This window comes from Mesorhizobium sp. LjRoot246 (genome assembly GCF_964254115.1).
Taxonomy (GTDB): Bacteria; Pseudomonadota; Alphaproteobacteria; order Rhizobiales; family Rhizobiaceae; genus Mesorhizobium.
On the sequence record NZ_CAXUSN020000001.1, the window covers coordinates 4,372,684 to 4,387,725 of the forward strand.

Sequence of the window (15,042 nt, forward strand, 5' to 3'; positions counted from 1 at the left end):
GGATTGTCATGCGATTCAAAACCATCGTCGCCATTCTGCAGAATGAGCAGGACGCGGAGCGGGTGCTCGACTGCGCCATTCCACTCGCCACCCGGTTCCAGAGCCATCTGATCGGCATCCATGCCGAAGCGCTTCCGGTGCCTTACACCTCGGCCACCGGCTTTCCCGATACGGAATTCCTGCAAGTTTCGGCCGACATGAGCCGGGAGCGGGCCGAGAAGCTGCAGGCTCTGTTCCTCAGGCGCATCGAGGATTCCGGTCTTTCCTTCGAGTGGCGCAGCCTGGAGAGCTTTTCGGGCGACAGCGCGCTGACCGGGATTTCGAACGTGCGTGCCGCCGACCTGATCATAGCGGCGCAGCGCGAAACGGGCGGTGACTCGACCGCGGATGTCGACACGCTCGTCTATGACGCCGGCCGGCCGGTGCTGGTGGTGCCGCATGCGGGTCCGCTGATCACCACCTACAAGCACGTGCTGCTCGCCTGGAACGGCAGCAAGGAAGCGGCGCGGGCCGCCTTCGACGCACTGCCCTTCATCATAGAAGCCGAGAAGACCGACATATTGGTCATCGACCCCCCTGAAACGCTCGACGAAAGCCCGGAGGCCGCCGGCGCCGAAATCGCGGCGGCGCTGTCGCGCCACGGCGCCACCGTCAGCGTCTCGGTGCAGCAGTCGGGCGGCAATTCGGTCGACGACATCATCCAGACCAGGATCGCGGAGACCGGCGCCGATCTGCTGGTGCTCGGCGCCTACAGCCACTCATGGCTGCGCCAGCTTCTTTTTGGCGGCGTGACACGCAATGTACTGCGGACGGCGCCGGTGGCGGCCTTCCTGTCGCGTTAGGATGTGTGGATCGAGGATCCCTGGCGCGCGGCGAAATACGCCCCGACATGGTCGATGACGGCGGAAGTCAGCTCATGGGCCGCGTGAGGGCTGCGTCGCAAAGCGACGTCATAGTAGCCGACGGACGGAAGGCCGTGCTCCGAGCCGAACGGCGCCAGGTCGCCCGACAAGGCTGCAATCGGCAACGGCGCAACTGCCAACCCAGCTCGTACCGGTGCGAGCTGGCCAGCGAGATTCTCGCTTGTACAAACGATGTGATACGGGATGCCGGCTGCGTCGAGCGCGTCGATAGCGGACTTCCGCCACATACAGCTCGTCGGGCCTGCGGCGACCGCCAGCGGACGGCGGAGGTGGGCGGTCCCATGCGCAAGGCCTGCCCACACAAGCCGGCCTCTGTGAATGGCCGTGTCGGGTGATCCGGCTCGACCTGTCGCGCCGGCCGTCACGAGCGCAACATCCAGCTCGCCCTCTTCCAGCATCCGCGACACCATGCTGCTCGCGCGGCAAGTGACGTTGATCTCCACCAGGGGATACGCAGCCGTATAGCTGGCGAGAACCGAGGGAAGGAAGGCAACGGCATACTCGTCCGTCATTCCCAACCTCACAGTGCGTCCATGCGACAGGCGGCTGAACCGCACGACCGCCTCTTCGGCGATCCCAAGAACGCGCCGCGCATAGGTCAGAAGTGCTTCACCTGCCGACGTCAGCAATATGGAGCGTCCTTGATGCACAAAGATCGGCTGTCCGATCTGCGTCTCGAGCCGCTTCATTTGCATGCTGACGGCAGATGGCGTCCGGTGCACTGTTCGGGCAGCGCCGACGAAGCTGCCCGTGTCGACAACCGCCAGCAAAGTACGCAGGAGCGCGTTGTCCAGCCCCAACAGAACACCCGAATCCGGCCGTACGTGGTTCGACATGAGTGGCAAGCCCAATTCGCCAATTTAGCTGACGATCAGTGTAAGTCCTTTTCGTTTCTCAGAGCAATCGGCGTAGGCCAAACTGAGAAATCCAGCCGGACCGATGTGGTTCAACGGACTGGTGGCTGACCATCAGCATCTTGGTGTGTGCATTGCCATTACTTGGAGAGACCCACTCGATGAACACGGCGCTCAATCTCGCATACCATGCAGCACGGGCATGGATCGACGGACTGGACGATCGCTCGGTGGTGGCTACGGCCACCTTGTCGGACCTCAAGCGGTCTTTCGCCGGTCCATTACCGACCGATGGCAGCAGTGCGGAGGATGTGATTCGGGCATTGCCAGAGACGCCGGCGCCGGGATGCATGGCAGCGCAGGCGGACGCTTCTTTGCCTGGGTGGTCGGCGGCGGGCTGGAATCCGCGCTCGCGGCCGACTGGCTCGTTGCCACCTGGGATCAGAACGCAGCGCTCTATTCAACCGGTCCTGCATCCGCGGTAATCGAAGAAACGGCCGGCGAATGGATCAAGGAACTGCTCGATCTGCCGCGCGACGCCTCTTTTGCTTTCACCAGCGGTTGCCAGATGGCGCACATGACGAGCCTTGCCGCTGCGCGGGCCGCGCTGCTCAAGCGCGTCGGCTGGAATACGGAAGAAGACGGGCTGTTTGGAGCACCTGAGATCAGAGTGCTAACGAGCGACCAGCGGCACGTCACGATTGACCGCGCTGTGCGCTTTCTGGGGATCGGCCGCAACGCCATCGAACAATTGAAAACAGACGGGGATGGGCGCGTCTCTCCCGCGGTTCTCGATGCCGCGCTTTCCGAAAACTCCAAGCCGGCCATACTCGTGCTGAATGCTGCCGACCTGAACATCGGCGCATGCGACCCGTTCAAGGACTTGATCCCGATGGCGCATTCGGCCGGCGCCTGGGTTCACGTCGACGGCGCCTTCGGCCTCTTCGCGCGCTCGAGTCGAACCTATCGCAACCTGCTCGACGGCGTGGAAATGGCGGACAGCTGGGCGACCGACGGCCACAAATGGCTTAACGTTCCCTTTGATTGCGGCATCGCGATCATCGCGGATCGCAACGCGCATCGGACTGCGATGACATCGAACGCCTCCTATGTCGCGCCGGTAACCGTCGCGAGGGACCAGATAGACTGGAATCCGGAATACTCTCGCCGGGCGCGTGGCGTTCCCGTCTATGCCGCGCTCAAGGAACTCGGCCGCAACGGCGTAGAGGCTTTGGTGGATCGCTGCTGCGCGCATTGCGCCAGCATTGTCGAGGGGATTGGCCAACTGCCAGGTGCCGAGATTCTGGCAAGGCCAAGGCTCAATCAAGGCCTGCTCAGCTTCGTTCGACCTGGTGCATCGCCTGGAGAAAACGACGTTTTTACCGACGAAACGATCCAAAGGATCAATGCTACAGGCGAAGCCTTCTTCTCCGGCACGACATGGCGCAACCGCCGCGCCATGCGCGTCAGCGTGGTCAACTGGCGCACCAGCGAGCAGGATGTGAGGCGGGCGATAGCAGCCGCGACTTCTGTGCTGACGTCGGAAGTAGCCGCGCCCATATGACTGAATGCTCCGCCACTTGCCAATGCCTAGGCTTTCCGGCTAATTCCGCGCGCATCCCTTCAAATGTCCTCACGCGATTTTCGCGTGCTGCGGAGTGCGCGACATGTCCCTTCCCGAAAAAGCCTTTCCGGTCTCCTGGGACCAATTCCATCGTGACGCCCGCGCGCTCGCCTGGCGGCTGGCCGGCGCCAACAAGGGGCAGTGGAAGGCGATCGTCTGCATCACCCGAGGCGGGCTGGTTCCCGCGGCGATCATCTCGCGCGAACTCGGCATCCGCATCATCGAAACCGTCTGCGTCGCCTCCTATCACGACTATACCAGCCAGGGGCAATTGCAGGTGCTGAAAGAGATCACGCCGGCCTTGCTGGCCGACGACGGCGCCGGCGTGCTGATCATCGACGACCTGACCGACACCGGCAAGACGGCAGGCATCGTGCGTGCGATGATGCCGAAGGCGCATTTCGCCACCGTCTACGCCAAGCCGAAGGGCCGGCCGCTGGTCGATACGTTCGTCACCGAAGTCAGCCAGGACACCTGGATCTATTTCCCGTGGGACATGGGCTTCACTTACCAGAAGCCGATCGCCGACGACCACGCTGGCTGATTCGCAACAACCTGCCTGTTACAGACCAGCAGCTTGCACCGGGCATGATTTGCTTTCGCAAACAGGTTCGGCAGGCCGGATATTTTTGCGAATTCGACGCCTATTGGCGGAACTCGGCCAGACGAACGAAAGTTTTTACTTTTATTGACGACAATTAGCCGTAAGATTCGTGAGACGGCAAACGATTCTGGAGGCTGGGGCTAGCTTCTTCGATGTTGACGAGGCCAACAACACACAATCATCTGGCCGAAAGGGTCCGACGGCTCTTCGGCACGGCGCCGTGCCGCCTGCAGGTTGCCGCCCTGCCCTGGCGCGATACCGGGAACGGTGTCGAGATCATGCTCATCACCAGCCGCGATACCGGCCGCTGGGTGCTTCCCAAGGGCTGGCCCGAGGCCCGGGAGCCTCTGTGCGAAGCGGCGGCGCGTGAGGCCGGCGAGGAAGCCGGACTGCGCGGGAGTATCTCTCATCTCGAAGCCGGCCGTTACTTCTACGCCAAGGTACTGGCTTCCGGCGAAGAAGTGCCGTGCGAGGTCCTGGTGTTTCCGCTGCACGTCGACAAGATCGCCGACCGCTGGAAGGAAAAACACTCTCGCACCCGCAAATGGGTCAGTTCCAGCGAAGCGGTGCGCATGATCAACGAACCAGACCTTTGCCAGATCATCGCCTATTTTTGCGCCGACCCGCACAGCTTCCCCTGATCGGTCGTTATCTCCCGCGGCAAGAGGGCCAGCCGGCAACTGCCGGCAACTATCGAGTGCACTGACGTATTTTCGATACGGCGGCGTGAATGGTTTGCTAATCATTCGCGGATAAGAATCGGTCGATCTGGCGTGTCATCGATGTCGAACCCTGCAAACCCACTTCAGGAAGATTCCGGCGAGCCCCAGCGCGAGCATCGTCCGCGCGTGCTCAAGGGCGGGTCGATCATCACCGGAATTTCGAATTCGGAAGTCGGTTGCACGCTGCGCAATCAGCACGAAGGTGGCGCCGAACTGAAGGTGCCGCTGGAAGCCCGGGTTCCCGATCGCTTTCTTCTCTATGTACCGCTCGACGGCGTCGCCTATCGGTGCGAGGTCCGCTGGCGGCGCAACGACCGTCTCGGGGTGCAGTTCACCGGCATCGAGCCAAAACCCAGGCTGCATTACGGCTGACCCATTCGGGGACGCGGTGGTTGGCAAGCCCGCGCTTGGACCACCCTTCACGACGCTTTGGATCGTTGCCGCGTCTGCGTTGCCTGGCGGCGACAAAATTGCGATCGCCGCCCGCAATTCTATCCCCGTTATCCACATATGTGACACACAAGATGTTGGGGTCACAAAAGCTACGCAAACGAATCCTTGACGGCGCAAAACGAGTCGCCTTTTATAGGCCATGCGCTCCTGTTGAGAGTGCGACCGGAAAGTTCTGAGCCCGGTCTTTTCTCGGATTTATGTGCGTTTTGCCCTTATTTCCGCCTGTTTACGAGGCCGGCGGAAGCGTTGGGATTGTGGGGCGGTTGGGGACGATAGGGACAATTGCCGGGCTTGAATAAATTGTCTGTTAATACTATATTTAGTGTTTGCAGGTAGGTTCGGCGCTAGATAGTGTGAATTTCCCTCGATTGAGGGAATCGGAAAAAATCAGTTTTGAGGGACCCGTGGGTTCGTCGGCGCGTTGGACAGGTGCTTCGCAAGGAGTTTGACCAGCAGGGCCGGCGGAGACCGCGAAAATGGAGAGCCGGCCGTTTTCGAACGCCGGCAGACGGCGGACATGCGCGTTTCGCATTGGGGGCAGAAATCCCCTGACGAAAGCGCTATATATAGACAAAAGGGACCGGACCAATGCGCATCGAGCGTCGTTTCACCAAGCCAGGACAATCTGCCTATGCGGAGATCGAATTCCGCAAGGCGCTTTCGGAGATCAAGAATCCGGATGGTTCGGTGGTGTTCCGCTTGGACAATATCGACGTGCCGGCGCAGTTTTCGCAAGTTGCCGCCGACATCCTGGCGCAGAAGTATTTCCGCAAGGCCGGTGTCCCCGCGCGCCTGAAGAAGGTCGAAGAGAACGACGTCCCCTCCTTCCTGTGGCGCTCCGTCGCCGACGAGGCCGAACTCGCCAAGCTGCCCGAAGCCGAGCGCTACGGTTCCGAGATCGATGCCCGCCAGGTCTTCGACCGGCTGGCCGGCACCTGGACCTATTGGGGCTGGAAGGGCGGCTACTTCAAGGCATCGGAAGAAGACGCGCGCGCTTTCCGCGACGAGCTTGCCTATATGCTGGCCACCCAGCGCGTGGCGCCGAACTCGCCGCAATGGTTCAACACCGGCCTGCACTGGGCCTATGGCATCGACGGCCCGAGCCAGGGCCACTTCTATGTCGACCCGTTCACCGGCAAGCTGACCAAGTCGAAATCCTCCTACGAGCATCCGCAGCCGCATGCCTGCTTCATCCAGGGCGTGCAGGACGACCTCGTCAACGAGGGCGGCATCATGGACCTGTGGGTGCGTGAAGCGCGCCTGTTCAAATACGGTTCCGGCACCGGCTCCAACTTCTCGCTGCTGCGCGGCGAAGGCGAAAAGCTGTCGGGCGGCGGCCGCTCGTCGGGCCTGATGAGCTTCCTCAAGATCGGCGACCGCGCGGCGGGCGCCATCAAGTCGGGCGGCACGACGCGCCGCGCCGCCAAAATGGTCATTGTCGATGCCGACCATCCCGATATCGAGGAATTCATCGACTGGAAGGTCAATGAAGAGCAGAAGGTCGCCTCGCTGGTGACCGGCTCCAAGATCGTCAAGAAGCATCTCGAAGCGATCATGAAGGCCTGCGTCAACTGCGAAGGCAATGGCGACGACTGCTTCGACCCGGCGATGAACACCGCGCTGAAGCGCGAGATCAAGGCGGCCAAGAAGTCCGCCGTGCCGGAGAACTACATCTACCGCGTCATCCAGTTCGCCAAGCAGGGCTATAGCTCGATGTCGTTCAAGACCTACGACACCGACTGGGATTCGGATGCCTACCTCACCGTTTCGGGCCAGAACTCCAACAATTCGGTGTCGCTGAAAGACAATTTCCTGCGCGCCGTCGAGGACGATGCCGACTGGCACTTGACCGCCCGCAAGGACGGCAAGGTGCTGAAGACGCTGAAGGCGCGCGACCTGTGGGAAAAGATCGGCTACGCCGCCTGGGCGTCGGCCGATCCGGGCCTGCATTTCAACACGACGATGAACGACTGGCACACCTGCGCTTCCGCCGGTGCGATCCGGGCGTCCAACCCGTGCTCGGAATACATGTTCCTCGACGACACGGCCTGCAACCTTGCCTCGATCAACCTGCTGCCCTACCGCAACGCCGACGGCACCATCGATATCGCTGCCTACGAGCACACGGTGCGGCTGTGGACCATCGTTCTCGAAATCTCGGTCATGATGGCGCAGTTCCCGTCCAAGGAGATCGCCAAGCAGTCCTACGAATACCGCACGCTCGGCCTCGGCTACGCCAACATCGGCGGCCTGCTGATGACGTCGGGCATTCCCTACGACTCCGACGAAGGCCGCGCCATTTGCGCCGCACTCACGGCAATCATGACCGGCGTGGCCTATGCCACCTCGGCCGAGATGGCCGGCGAGCTCGGCGCCTTCGCCGATTACGACCGCAATGCGCAGAACATGCTGCGCGTGATGCGCAACCATCGCCGCGCCGCCTATGGCGAGAAGCAGGGCTACGAGAAGCTCGCCGTCAACCCGGTGCCGCTGGTCGCTTCCGACCTGAAGCAGCAGGAACTCGCCGCCCACGCCAAGGCCGCCTGGGACCGCGCCATCGAGCTCGGCGAGGAGCATGGCTATCGCAATGCGCAGGCGACCGTGATTGCGCCGACCGGCACGATCGGCCTGGTCATGGATTGCGACACCACCGGCATCGAGCCCGACTTCGCGTTGGTGAAGTTCAAGAAGCTGGCCGGCGGTGGCTACTTCAAGATCATCAACCGTGCCGTGCCGGAAGCGCTCCGCACGCTCGGCTATTCCGAAGCCCAGATCGCCGAGATGGAGGCCTATGCGGTCGGCCATGGCAATCTCAACCAGGCGCCGGCAATCAACCCCGGCGCGCTCAAGGCCAAGGGCTTTACCGACGAGAAGATCGCGGCGCTCAACGCAGCCTTGAAGTCGGCCTTCGACATCAAGTTCGTCTTCAACCAGTGGACGCTCGGCGCCGACTGGGTGAAGGAGACGTTCGGCTTCACCGACGAGCAGCTCAACGATTTCTCGTTCGAGATCCTGCCGGCGCTCGGCTTCTCCAGGAAGGACATCGAGGCCGCCAACATCCATGTCTGCGGTGCGATGACGCTGGAAGGCGCGCCCTTCCTCAAGGCCGAACACCTCGCCGTGTTCGACTGCGCCAGCCCGTGCGGCAAGATCGGCAAGCGCTCGCTGTCGATCAACAGCCACATCCAGATGATGGCGGCAGCGCAGCCCTTCATCTCCGGCGCCATCTCGAAGACCATCAACATGCCCAACGATGCGACGGTGGAAGACGCCAAGGGCGCCTACATGCTGTCGTGGAAGCTGGCGCTGAAGGCCAACGCGCTCTACCGCGACGGCTCGAAGCTGTCGCAGCCGCTCAATTCCTCGCTGCTCGCCGATGTCGAGGACGACGAGGACGAAGCCCTCGAGCAGCTGATCGCCGCACCAGCGGCGGCGCGTGCCGCACAGATCACCGAGCGGATCGTTGAGCGCATCATCGAGCGCGTGTCGCGCGAGCAGGAAAAGCTGCCCGGCCGCCGCAAGGGCTACACCCAGAAGGCCAAGATCGGTGGCAACACCATCTTCCTGCGCACCGGCGAATATGACGATGGCCGTCTCGGCGAGATCTTCATCGACATGAACAAGGAAGGCGCGACGCTGCGTGGCCTTCTCAACAACTTCGCCATCGCCATCTCGCTCGGCCTGCAATATGGCGTGCCGCTCGACGAATATGTGCACGCCTTCACCTTCACCAAGTTCGAGCCGGCCGGCATGGTGCAAGGCAACGACGCCATCAAGAGCGCGACGTCGATCCTCGACTACGTGTTCCGCGAGCTGGCGATCTCCTATCTCGGCCGCAACGACCTCGCCCATGTCGACCAGTCGGACTTTTCCAACACCGCACTTGGCCGTGGCATCAGCGAAGGCAAGACGGACGCGGTCTCCAAGGGCCTGACCCGCGGCGCCTCGCCGGTGAAGCTGGTGTCACGCGTCAGCGGCAATGATCCGAAAGGCTTTGCGGCTCCCTCGGGCACCCCTGCCCGCTCGGCACCGACCGCCTTCTCCGGCTCCAACGTGCTGGCTCTGAAACCGGCCAGCGACGAAGCGGTCGCCTACAAGCGCGACTATGAGGAGCGGGCGAAGGAACTGGCCGAGGACGTCGCCTTCGAGGAAGCAGCGGGTGTTGCTTCCGACGCCACGGCGGGATTGTTCACCGACGCCGCGGCCGTTGAAGCGGCCGAAGCCAAGAAACTCGCCAACGACCGCCGCGCCAGGTCACTGCTGCAGGGCTACACCGGAAATTCCTGCTCCGAGTGCCAGAACTTTACCATGGTGCGGAACGGGACCTGTGAGAAGTGCGACACGTGCGGCGCCACGAGCGGGTGCAGCTGAGGAAAGATGCCCCCTCGGCTAACGGTTCGCGAAGTCATTCGCCTGCTGGAGGCCGACGGCTGGTATCTGGTTGCAACCAAGGGCAGTCATCGCCAATATAAGCACAAGATCAAAGCCGGCCGCGTCACCGTGGCCGGCAAGCCGTCTGAAGAGGTTGCGCCGGGGACACTGAACAGCATCCTCAAGCAGTCTGGTTTGAAGGAGTGATGGCATGCGTTACGCGGTAGTAATCGAAAAAGCAGGAAATAACTTTTCCGCCTATGTGCCGGACCTACCCGGCTGCATCGCGACCGGTGCGACTGTGCCTGAGGTGGAAACCGAGATTCGCGACGCCATACGCTTTCACATCGAAGGCTTGCGAGCCGACGGGTTGGATGTGCCGAAAGGCGTCAGCCTCGCGGAGTACGTCGAAGCATAAAGACAGGCCCTGCGATCAGGATTCCCTGCCCCTACCCCGCCGGCAAAACCTGCAGCGTCTGCTCGTCAAACAGCGGTTCGTCCTGGCCAATCCGCACGAACAGTACTTTCCGCGCCTCACCCGCCAGCACCTCGAAATACTGGATGCCGTCAGGCATTTCGCCCCAGTCGCCGCACGGCGGCTCCGGGATCTCATCGGGGTTGGCTATTGCTTTCAGTTCTTTCGCGTAGGCGACGTCCGGGCTGAACGTATAGCGTTTGACACCGGCAGGCACGGTGCCCTCGGTGTAAGGCGTCAACACACAGCGGGCGCTGACGGCCTTGTCGGTCTTTTCCAGGAACAGGCGCTGCAAGGCGGCCTCGGCGGTTTCGCCGGGTTTTACGTCGAACAGTTCGACCAGAGGATCGGCTGCACCGCCGTCACTGTATTTGATGGCGAGCGCGTTGCCGGCGAACTCAAAATGGATCTGGCGGAAGCCGAAGTCGCAGCGCTGCGCCCAGGCGGCCAGCCCGACAGTTTTGTCAGACAATTTTTCCCAGACGCATTTGTCGATGGGCGGGCGCGATGGCGCCGGCTCGGCCGCCATGGTGGATATCGTCGCGGATGCAAGCAGGGCGGTGGCCCAGATGATCGATCTCATGGCGCTATTCATCGCTGCATCCTGCCAAAGTGAAGGCATCCCAGGCCGAGCCATCGGGGTTCGCATTGGCGAAATCCACCCATTCAGTGAAAGCCGCGCCGAAATCGGGCAAGAGCAGCCCTTTCGGCGCCGGTGTGGCTTCGCGCGAATTCAACTGTTCGGCGCCACCGCTGGTCAAGGCATAGACCTGCCCCTGCCATATCCTGCACAGCCCACTGCCGTCCTGCAGGCCACCTTCGCGGTCGTCGTCGGTGCAGGCGTGGCGGATGGTGCCGAGCGGGAAGGAATTTTTGCCGTTGGTCCAGGTGATGTCGGCCGGCAGGCTGGTGCCAGTGTTGGGCACGGTCAGCGAAAACACTTCGGCCGTCAGCGCCGCCGGCTCGTTGGCGAGCGGCCGAAATTGCATGACGGCACCCGAGCGCGGCTCGCGATAGGTGGCGTGGTTCAGGAGGCATTCTTTTGCAAAGGCCGCCTGCATCGGGCCGAGCAGGCCCAGGAGGACGAAGGCCAGTGTACGGGTGATCATCAAATGTCTCTGGGAAAGCGTTGCCTGGCCCGCACAGTTGCATCATCCGCGCAAAAGCATAAGCGAAATCCGGAACGGCGGCGTTTGTCCGCCCCTGACGGTACTTAATGCCTGTTCTGGAGCACCTGCCCACGCAGATGCTCCTTGGTTTCGGTATCAAGCGCCCGCCAGTCGCAACCGCGAATTGCCGCCTCCATCGCATAGAGTGCGAGGATCGTCACATGCCGTCCGAACCGGAACTTCAGTCGGTGGTAGGCTTCAACCGTGCCGAAATTGCGCAAATCCTCCTCACGGAGAATATCAATTTCCGCCAGCATCCGCGCCATGGCTGGTCCGAGGTTTCTCATGTCTTCGATGCGCGTGCTCATCGCTGGGTCTCGGCGCGTTTAAGGCCGAGGAGCCGCAGGAACACGAAGGCCAGTTTGCGAGTGGTCATCGAATGTCCCTGGGAAAGCGTTGTGCGAGCCAAAGCCGGGTGCGGACTGGCCGTCACAGTCGCATCATCCACGCAAAAGCATAAGCGAAATCCGGAACGGCAGCGTTTATCCGCCCCGGACGAAACTTGTCCTCGCAAACCCCAACAGCCTGTATGGTCGAGCGCTGACCGAAGGAGTGGTGATGTGGCGTTTGGCGATGGCGATGTCCGCATTCGCGGTTGGCCCTGCATTGGCGGCGGCACCCTATGTCGGGACATGGTCCAGCGATCGGCTGAACTGCAGTGCGACCGCCGAAGTCCAGCGGGAAGCCATCTTCACCGTGGATCAGGCGTCGCTGTCGCTTCCCGAATTCGGCTGTGAGCACGCGACGTTTCGCAAAAGCCCGACCGGCTGGGTGGTGCAGGCCAGCCAGTGCTACGGGGCGGACCCGTCGCTCGAGGAACCGTTCTCCCGTGTCATCCATATTGTGAGGCACGGCGAGACGATGCGATTCACCTGGCCCGGCTTCGACAGCGGCCCCCTCGTCCGCTGCTGAAGGCGTCCGGTGCCCTCAGAACAGCCCGACAAGAAACGCAGCGCCACCGAGAAAGCCTGCCGAGCAGACCCACAGCAGCCAGAGCCCGCGCACCCGGCATTCGAGCACCGCCGAGCCGGGGTTGGCGGGGTCATAGTGCACGTCGACCTTGCTGCCTTCGACATACTGCCGTGCCTGACCGCCGACGAGACCGGGCAACGAGGCGGTCACGGTGGCGCCGAAGGTCACACGATCGGCGCTGTAGCGCTGGCCGGCGACGCCATAGGAGTACACGATGCGGGATTTGAAGACGGTGCGCCAGCGGCCATAGGCTGAATGGTTTCGAAGCGCCTGCAGGCCCGAGGCTTCGATGCAGCCGGCGGCGATCGGCCATTTTGCCGCCTGCTGGGCCATCGATTTCTGGACGAAGCCCATGCGCAGGGCAAACAGGCCCATGAACAGCAGCAGCGCCGCCGCGCCGAGGTTCTGCGGCTTGGGCAGATGCGGCCCGATCGCCTCCAGGACACCGCCGACGGAGAACACCAGCACCAGCGCGCCCACCACCAGCCCGGCCGAGAGCTGGATCATGAACTTGAAGGCGCCTTCGGGCATGGTGCGTTCGATCACGGCTTTGCTCGGATCAGCTGGATTGTAGAAGACAGTCACGTCCGCGCCGCGGGGAAACTGGGCAAGGGTCTCAGTGACTTCGAAATTCCCCAAATTCTCCTTCACGCTGTAGCGCGAGCTTTGAAATTTCTTGCCGCCGACCTTGTATTCAAAGGTGATCGCCGGAAAATTGCGCATTTCGGTGGTATCACTGCTGTCCGAGCCAACGCCCGAGCTTCTGACCTCGCGTGCCTCGACGCGCGACGAGATGATCTTTCCCGGCGTCGGCAGCCAGCGGCTGAGTGCCTTCACCTCTCGCCATTTCATGAAGGTGATGAACGACAGCATGCCCGCGACCACGCAGGCAAAGCCGACAAGCATGATCTTGAGTTCCAACTCGTCTCCCCCCAGGAGTGCAGGAACCTGCACATAGACAGCAAGGCGACGGCAATGTCTTGTATTTTCGCAAATCTGAAAAGGCTGAGCAGCGCAAACAGCAACAGCCCACGCCGCATCATGCAGGCTTCACGGCCAGGAACGTGTTCCATTCTTCGCTGTTGCGGCCGACGTTGAAATCGTCCCTGATGAGGACCAGCCCGGCGTCTTCGAGACGGGCCGCGAAGTCGTCCCTGCGCCAATAGACCGTATGATATTCGCCCGATGTCTCGCCATCGCCATTGCGCATGGAGACGAGGAAGGCGCCGCCGGGCCGCAGCGACGCGGCTATCTTGGCAAGCACCTGGTCGGTCTGGTCGCGCGGCACATGGATCAGGACACACAGGGCCAAGACCGCGTCGTAGGGACCGCCCAGATCGTCGGTGATGAGATCGAGAAGCTCGCCGTGCTTGCCGCGCGCCGCCTGCAGTTCCAGAAACCGCTTGGTTGCGTCGGTGCGCCGAACCTTGACGCCCAAACTCTCGAGAAAATCGGCATCGTATCCCGCTCCGGACCCGACTTCCAGAATCCGGCCGCTTGTGCCGGCGATCGCCACAAGGCGTTTTAGCGATGCCTGCTCCCTCTCGTTGGGAACATGGCGCACGATGGCATCATACTGTTCGGCATGATCCTCGTAGGCGCTGATCGTTTGACGGTTCTTCGTCAGAGCATCCGATGACACACCCATCTTGTCCTCCCCTGCATCGATGTTGGTCAAAGAGTTTCCTTAGCGAATGCTGCCGGCGGTAGCGTGCCCATCGAGCAAGCCGATATCGCGCTTGAAATGGTCCGAGAGCGCACGCTGGTCAAGCAGGCCGCGTGAGCGGGTCCTGAAGGGAGCGGCGAAGAGGTCGAGGAGCGGACGACGAAACGTGCTGTGCGAGGAGGCGGTCATTGTCATGTCCTTTCGGGGTTCGATTTGATGAAAGGAGCATGCCTGTTTTCAGCCTTGGCTTCCAATCGAACGTCGCGTACCATGCATCAGGAGGATTGATGCGTCATGAGTTGGGAGCTACCGCCACTAGGGGCTATCAGGGTGTTTGAAGCCGCGGCGCGGCTGGGTAGTTTCACCAAGGCCGCCGAAGAACTCGGCATGACCCAGTCGGCCGCCAGCTATCAGATCAAGGTTCTGGAAGAACGCGCCGGAACGCCGCTTTTCATAAGAAAAACAAGGCAGATTGCGCTGACCGAGGCCGGACAGCATCTGGCGCCACACGCAACAGGCGCGTTTTCAACCTTGGCCGATGCGTGGGTCGCCACCAAGGGCGGAGCGGCCGGCGTGCTTTCCGTCACAACCATGGCGACATTTGCATCGAACTGGCTGGCCGTATGGCTTGGAACATTCCAGTTGATGCATCCCGATCTCGCCGTGAAGGTGGATACATCGTCCCGGCTGGTGGATTTCGCGCGCGAGGACATAGATATCGGCATTCGAACCGGCACTGGAAAATGGCCCGGCCTGGCGGCTCATTATCTGTTCAAGGCGGATTACACGCCAATGCTCAGTCCAGAACTGGCCGAAAGCGTCGGCGGCATTCGGCACCCTGAGGATCTCTACAAGGTAGCGCTATGCGGTCCTGACGACCCCTGGTGGAAAACCTGGTTTGAAGCAGCCGGTGCGGTCTTCGATCGCGATCGCGTCATCGCCGGTCCGGCACTCGGTGGCCAGGCTTACGACGCGATGGCCGCACTGACCGATCAGGGCGCTGCAATCCTCACGCACAACCTCTACAGCGCCCTGCTTGCAAAGGGACAGTTGCTGCAGCCGTTCGACGTCGTCGGATCTGATGGCGATGGCTATTGGCTGGTGCATCTGGAAAGCCGCCGCAACACGCCGAAGATCAAGGTGTTCAGGGATTGGGTGCTCTCCCAGACAGCGGACACCCGGGAGAGCGAAGTACGCCAAGCCTGATAC

At 62.0% G+C, this 15,042-nt stretch carries 17 protein-coding genes; 10 read left to right on the plus strand and 7 right to left on the minus strand.

What is annotated here, in order from left to right; genetic code table 11:
• Nucleotides 1–8: 8 nt before the first annotated feature.
• Nucleotides 9–842 carry a universal stress protein gene (locus ACSQ3L_RS21395; RefSeq protein ID WP_436161720.1) on the plus strand — a complete coding sequence of 278 codons (834 nt, stop codon included), beginning with the start codon at nucleotides 9–11 and terminating at the stop codon, nucleotides 840–842.
• Here the strand turns inward: ACSQ3L_RS21395 and ACSQ3L_RS21400 are convergent.
• Entirely contained in the window at nucleotides 839–1,759 is a 921-nt protein-coding gene (locus tag ACSQ3L_RS21400; protein WP_436161721.1) for a LysR family transcriptional regulator, read from the minus strand. The genes ACSQ3L_RS21395 and ACSQ3L_RS21400 overlap by 4 nt on opposite strands.
• Nucleotides 1,760–1,862: 103 nt before the next feature.
• On the opposite strand from ACSQ3L_RS21400, the gene ACSQ3L_RS21405 reads away from it, so the two are divergent.
• The 7 genes from ACSQ3L_RS21405 (at nucleotide 1,863) to ACSQ3L_RS21435 (ending at nucleotide 9,969) form a co-directional block, all read left to right on the plus strand.
• Entirely contained in the window at nucleotides 1,863–3,341 is a 1,479-nt protein-coding gene (locus ACSQ3L_RS21405) for a pyridoxal phosphate-dependent decarboxylase family protein (protein ID WP_436161722.1), read from the plus strand.
• A 103-nt stretch (nucleotides 3,342–3,444) separates the two neighbouring features.
• A complete protein-coding gene (gene gpt / locus ACSQ3L_RS21410; protein WP_292182862.1) occupies nucleotides 3,445–3,945 on the plus strand; it encodes a xanthine phosphoribosyltransferase in 501 nt (166 codons plus the stop codon).
• Nucleotides 3,946–4,157: 212 nt separating this feature from the next.
• The gene (locus ACSQ3L_RS21415; protein ID WP_436161723.1) at nucleotides 4,158–4,646 is read left to right on the plus strand and encodes an NUDIX hydrolase; all 489 of its coding nucleotides are present in this window, start codon (nucleotides 4,158–4,160) and stop codon (nucleotides 4,644–4,646) included.
• Nucleotides 4,647–4,787: 141 nt separating this feature from the next.
• Nucleotides 4,788–5,099 (plus strand): PilZ domain-containing protein, encoded by a 312-nt coding sequence (locus ACSQ3L_RS21420; protein WP_436161724.1) that lies wholly within the window; start codon nucleotides 4,788–4,790, stop codon nucleotides 5,097–5,099.
• Between the two features lie 669 nt (nucleotides 5,100–5,768).
• Entirely contained in the window at nucleotides 5,769–9,551 is a 3,783-nt protein-coding gene (locus tag ACSQ3L_RS21425; RefSeq protein WP_436161725.1) for a vitamin B12-dependent ribonucleotide reductase, read from the plus strand.
• Between the two features lie 6 nt (nucleotides 9,552–9,557).
• Complete coding sequence (locus tag ACSQ3L_RS21430) at nucleotides 9,558–9,758, plus strand: type II toxin-antitoxin system HicA family toxin (protein ID WP_436161726.1); 201 nt, start codon at nucleotides 9,558–9,560, stop codon at nucleotides 9,756–9,758.
• Nucleotides 9,759–9,762: 4 nt separating this feature from the next.
• Entirely contained in the window at nucleotides 9,763–9,969 is a 207-nt protein-coding gene (locus ACSQ3L_RS21435; RefSeq protein ID WP_024504399.1) for a type II toxin-antitoxin system HicB family antitoxin, read from the plus strand.
• A gap of 31 nt (nucleotides 9,970–10,000) precedes the next feature.
• On the opposite strand, the gene ACSQ3L_RS21440 is transcribed toward ACSQ3L_RS21435, so the two are convergent.
• The 3 genes from ACSQ3L_RS21440 to ACSQ3L_RS21450 form a co-directional block, all read right to left on the minus strand.
• Nucleotides 10,001–10,555, minus strand: coding sequence for a hypothetical protein (locus ACSQ3L_RS21440; RefSeq protein ID WP_436161727.1), 555 nt, complete (start codon nucleotides 10,553–10,555; stop codon nucleotides 10,001–10,003).
• Between the two features lie 58 nt (nucleotides 10,556–10,613).
• Nucleotides 10,614–11,135 (minus strand): hypothetical protein, encoded by a 522-nt coding sequence (locus ACSQ3L_RS21445; protein ID WP_436161728.1) that lies wholly within the window; start codon nucleotides 11,133–11,135, stop codon nucleotides 10,614–10,616.
• A 104-nt stretch (nucleotides 11,136–11,239) separates the two neighbouring features.
• Complete coding sequence (locus ACSQ3L_RS21450) at nucleotides 11,240–11,503, minus strand: TfoX/Sxy family DNA transformation protein (protein WP_436161729.1); 264 nt, start codon at nucleotides 11,501–11,503, stop codon at nucleotides 11,240–11,242.
• 250 nt (nucleotides 11,504–11,753) lie between these two features.
• Here ACSQ3L_RS21450 and ACSQ3L_RS21455 point away from each other — a divergent pair, with 250 nt between their 5' ends.
• Nucleotides 11,754–12,107, plus strand: a complete 354-nt coding sequence (locus tag ACSQ3L_RS21455) for a hypothetical protein (protein WP_436161730.1) — start codon at nucleotides 11,754–11,756, stop codon at nucleotides 12,105–12,107.
• A gap of 15 nt (nucleotides 12,108–12,122) precedes the next feature.
• Here the strand turns inward: ACSQ3L_RS21455 and ACSQ3L_RS21460 are convergent, their stop codons facing one another.
• The 3 genes from ACSQ3L_RS21460 to ACSQ3L_RS21470 all read right to left on the minus strand — a co-directional run bounded on the left by ACSQ3L_RS21460 (nucleotide 12,123) and on the right by ACSQ3L_RS21470 (nucleotide 14,022).
• Complete coding sequence (locus tag ACSQ3L_RS21460; RefSeq protein ID WP_436161731.1) at nucleotides 12,123–13,088, minus strand: DUF3592 domain-containing protein; 966 nt, start codon at nucleotides 13,086–13,088, stop codon at nucleotides 12,123–12,125.
• Between the two features lie 118 nt (nucleotides 13,089–13,206).
• Nucleotides 13,207–13,815, minus strand: a complete 609-nt coding sequence (locus tag ACSQ3L_RS21465; RefSeq protein WP_436161732.1) for a class I SAM-dependent DNA methyltransferase — start codon at nucleotides 13,813–13,815, stop codon at nucleotides 13,207–13,209.
• Nucleotides 13,816–13,854: 39 nt separating this feature from the next.
• Entirely contained in the window at nucleotides 13,855–14,022 is a 168-nt protein-coding gene (locus ACSQ3L_RS21470) for a hypothetical protein (protein ID WP_436161733.1), read from the minus strand.
• Between the two features lie 105 nt (nucleotides 14,023–14,127).
• Between ACSQ3L_RS21470 and ACSQ3L_RS21475 the strand changes: the two genes are divergently transcribed.
• Complete coding sequence (locus tag ACSQ3L_RS21475; protein WP_436161734.1) at nucleotides 14,128–15,039, plus strand: LysR family transcriptional regulator; 912 nt, start codon at nucleotides 14,128–14,130, stop codon at nucleotides 15,037–15,039.
• The last annotated feature ends 3 nt before the right edge of the window (nucleotides 15,040–15,042 follow it).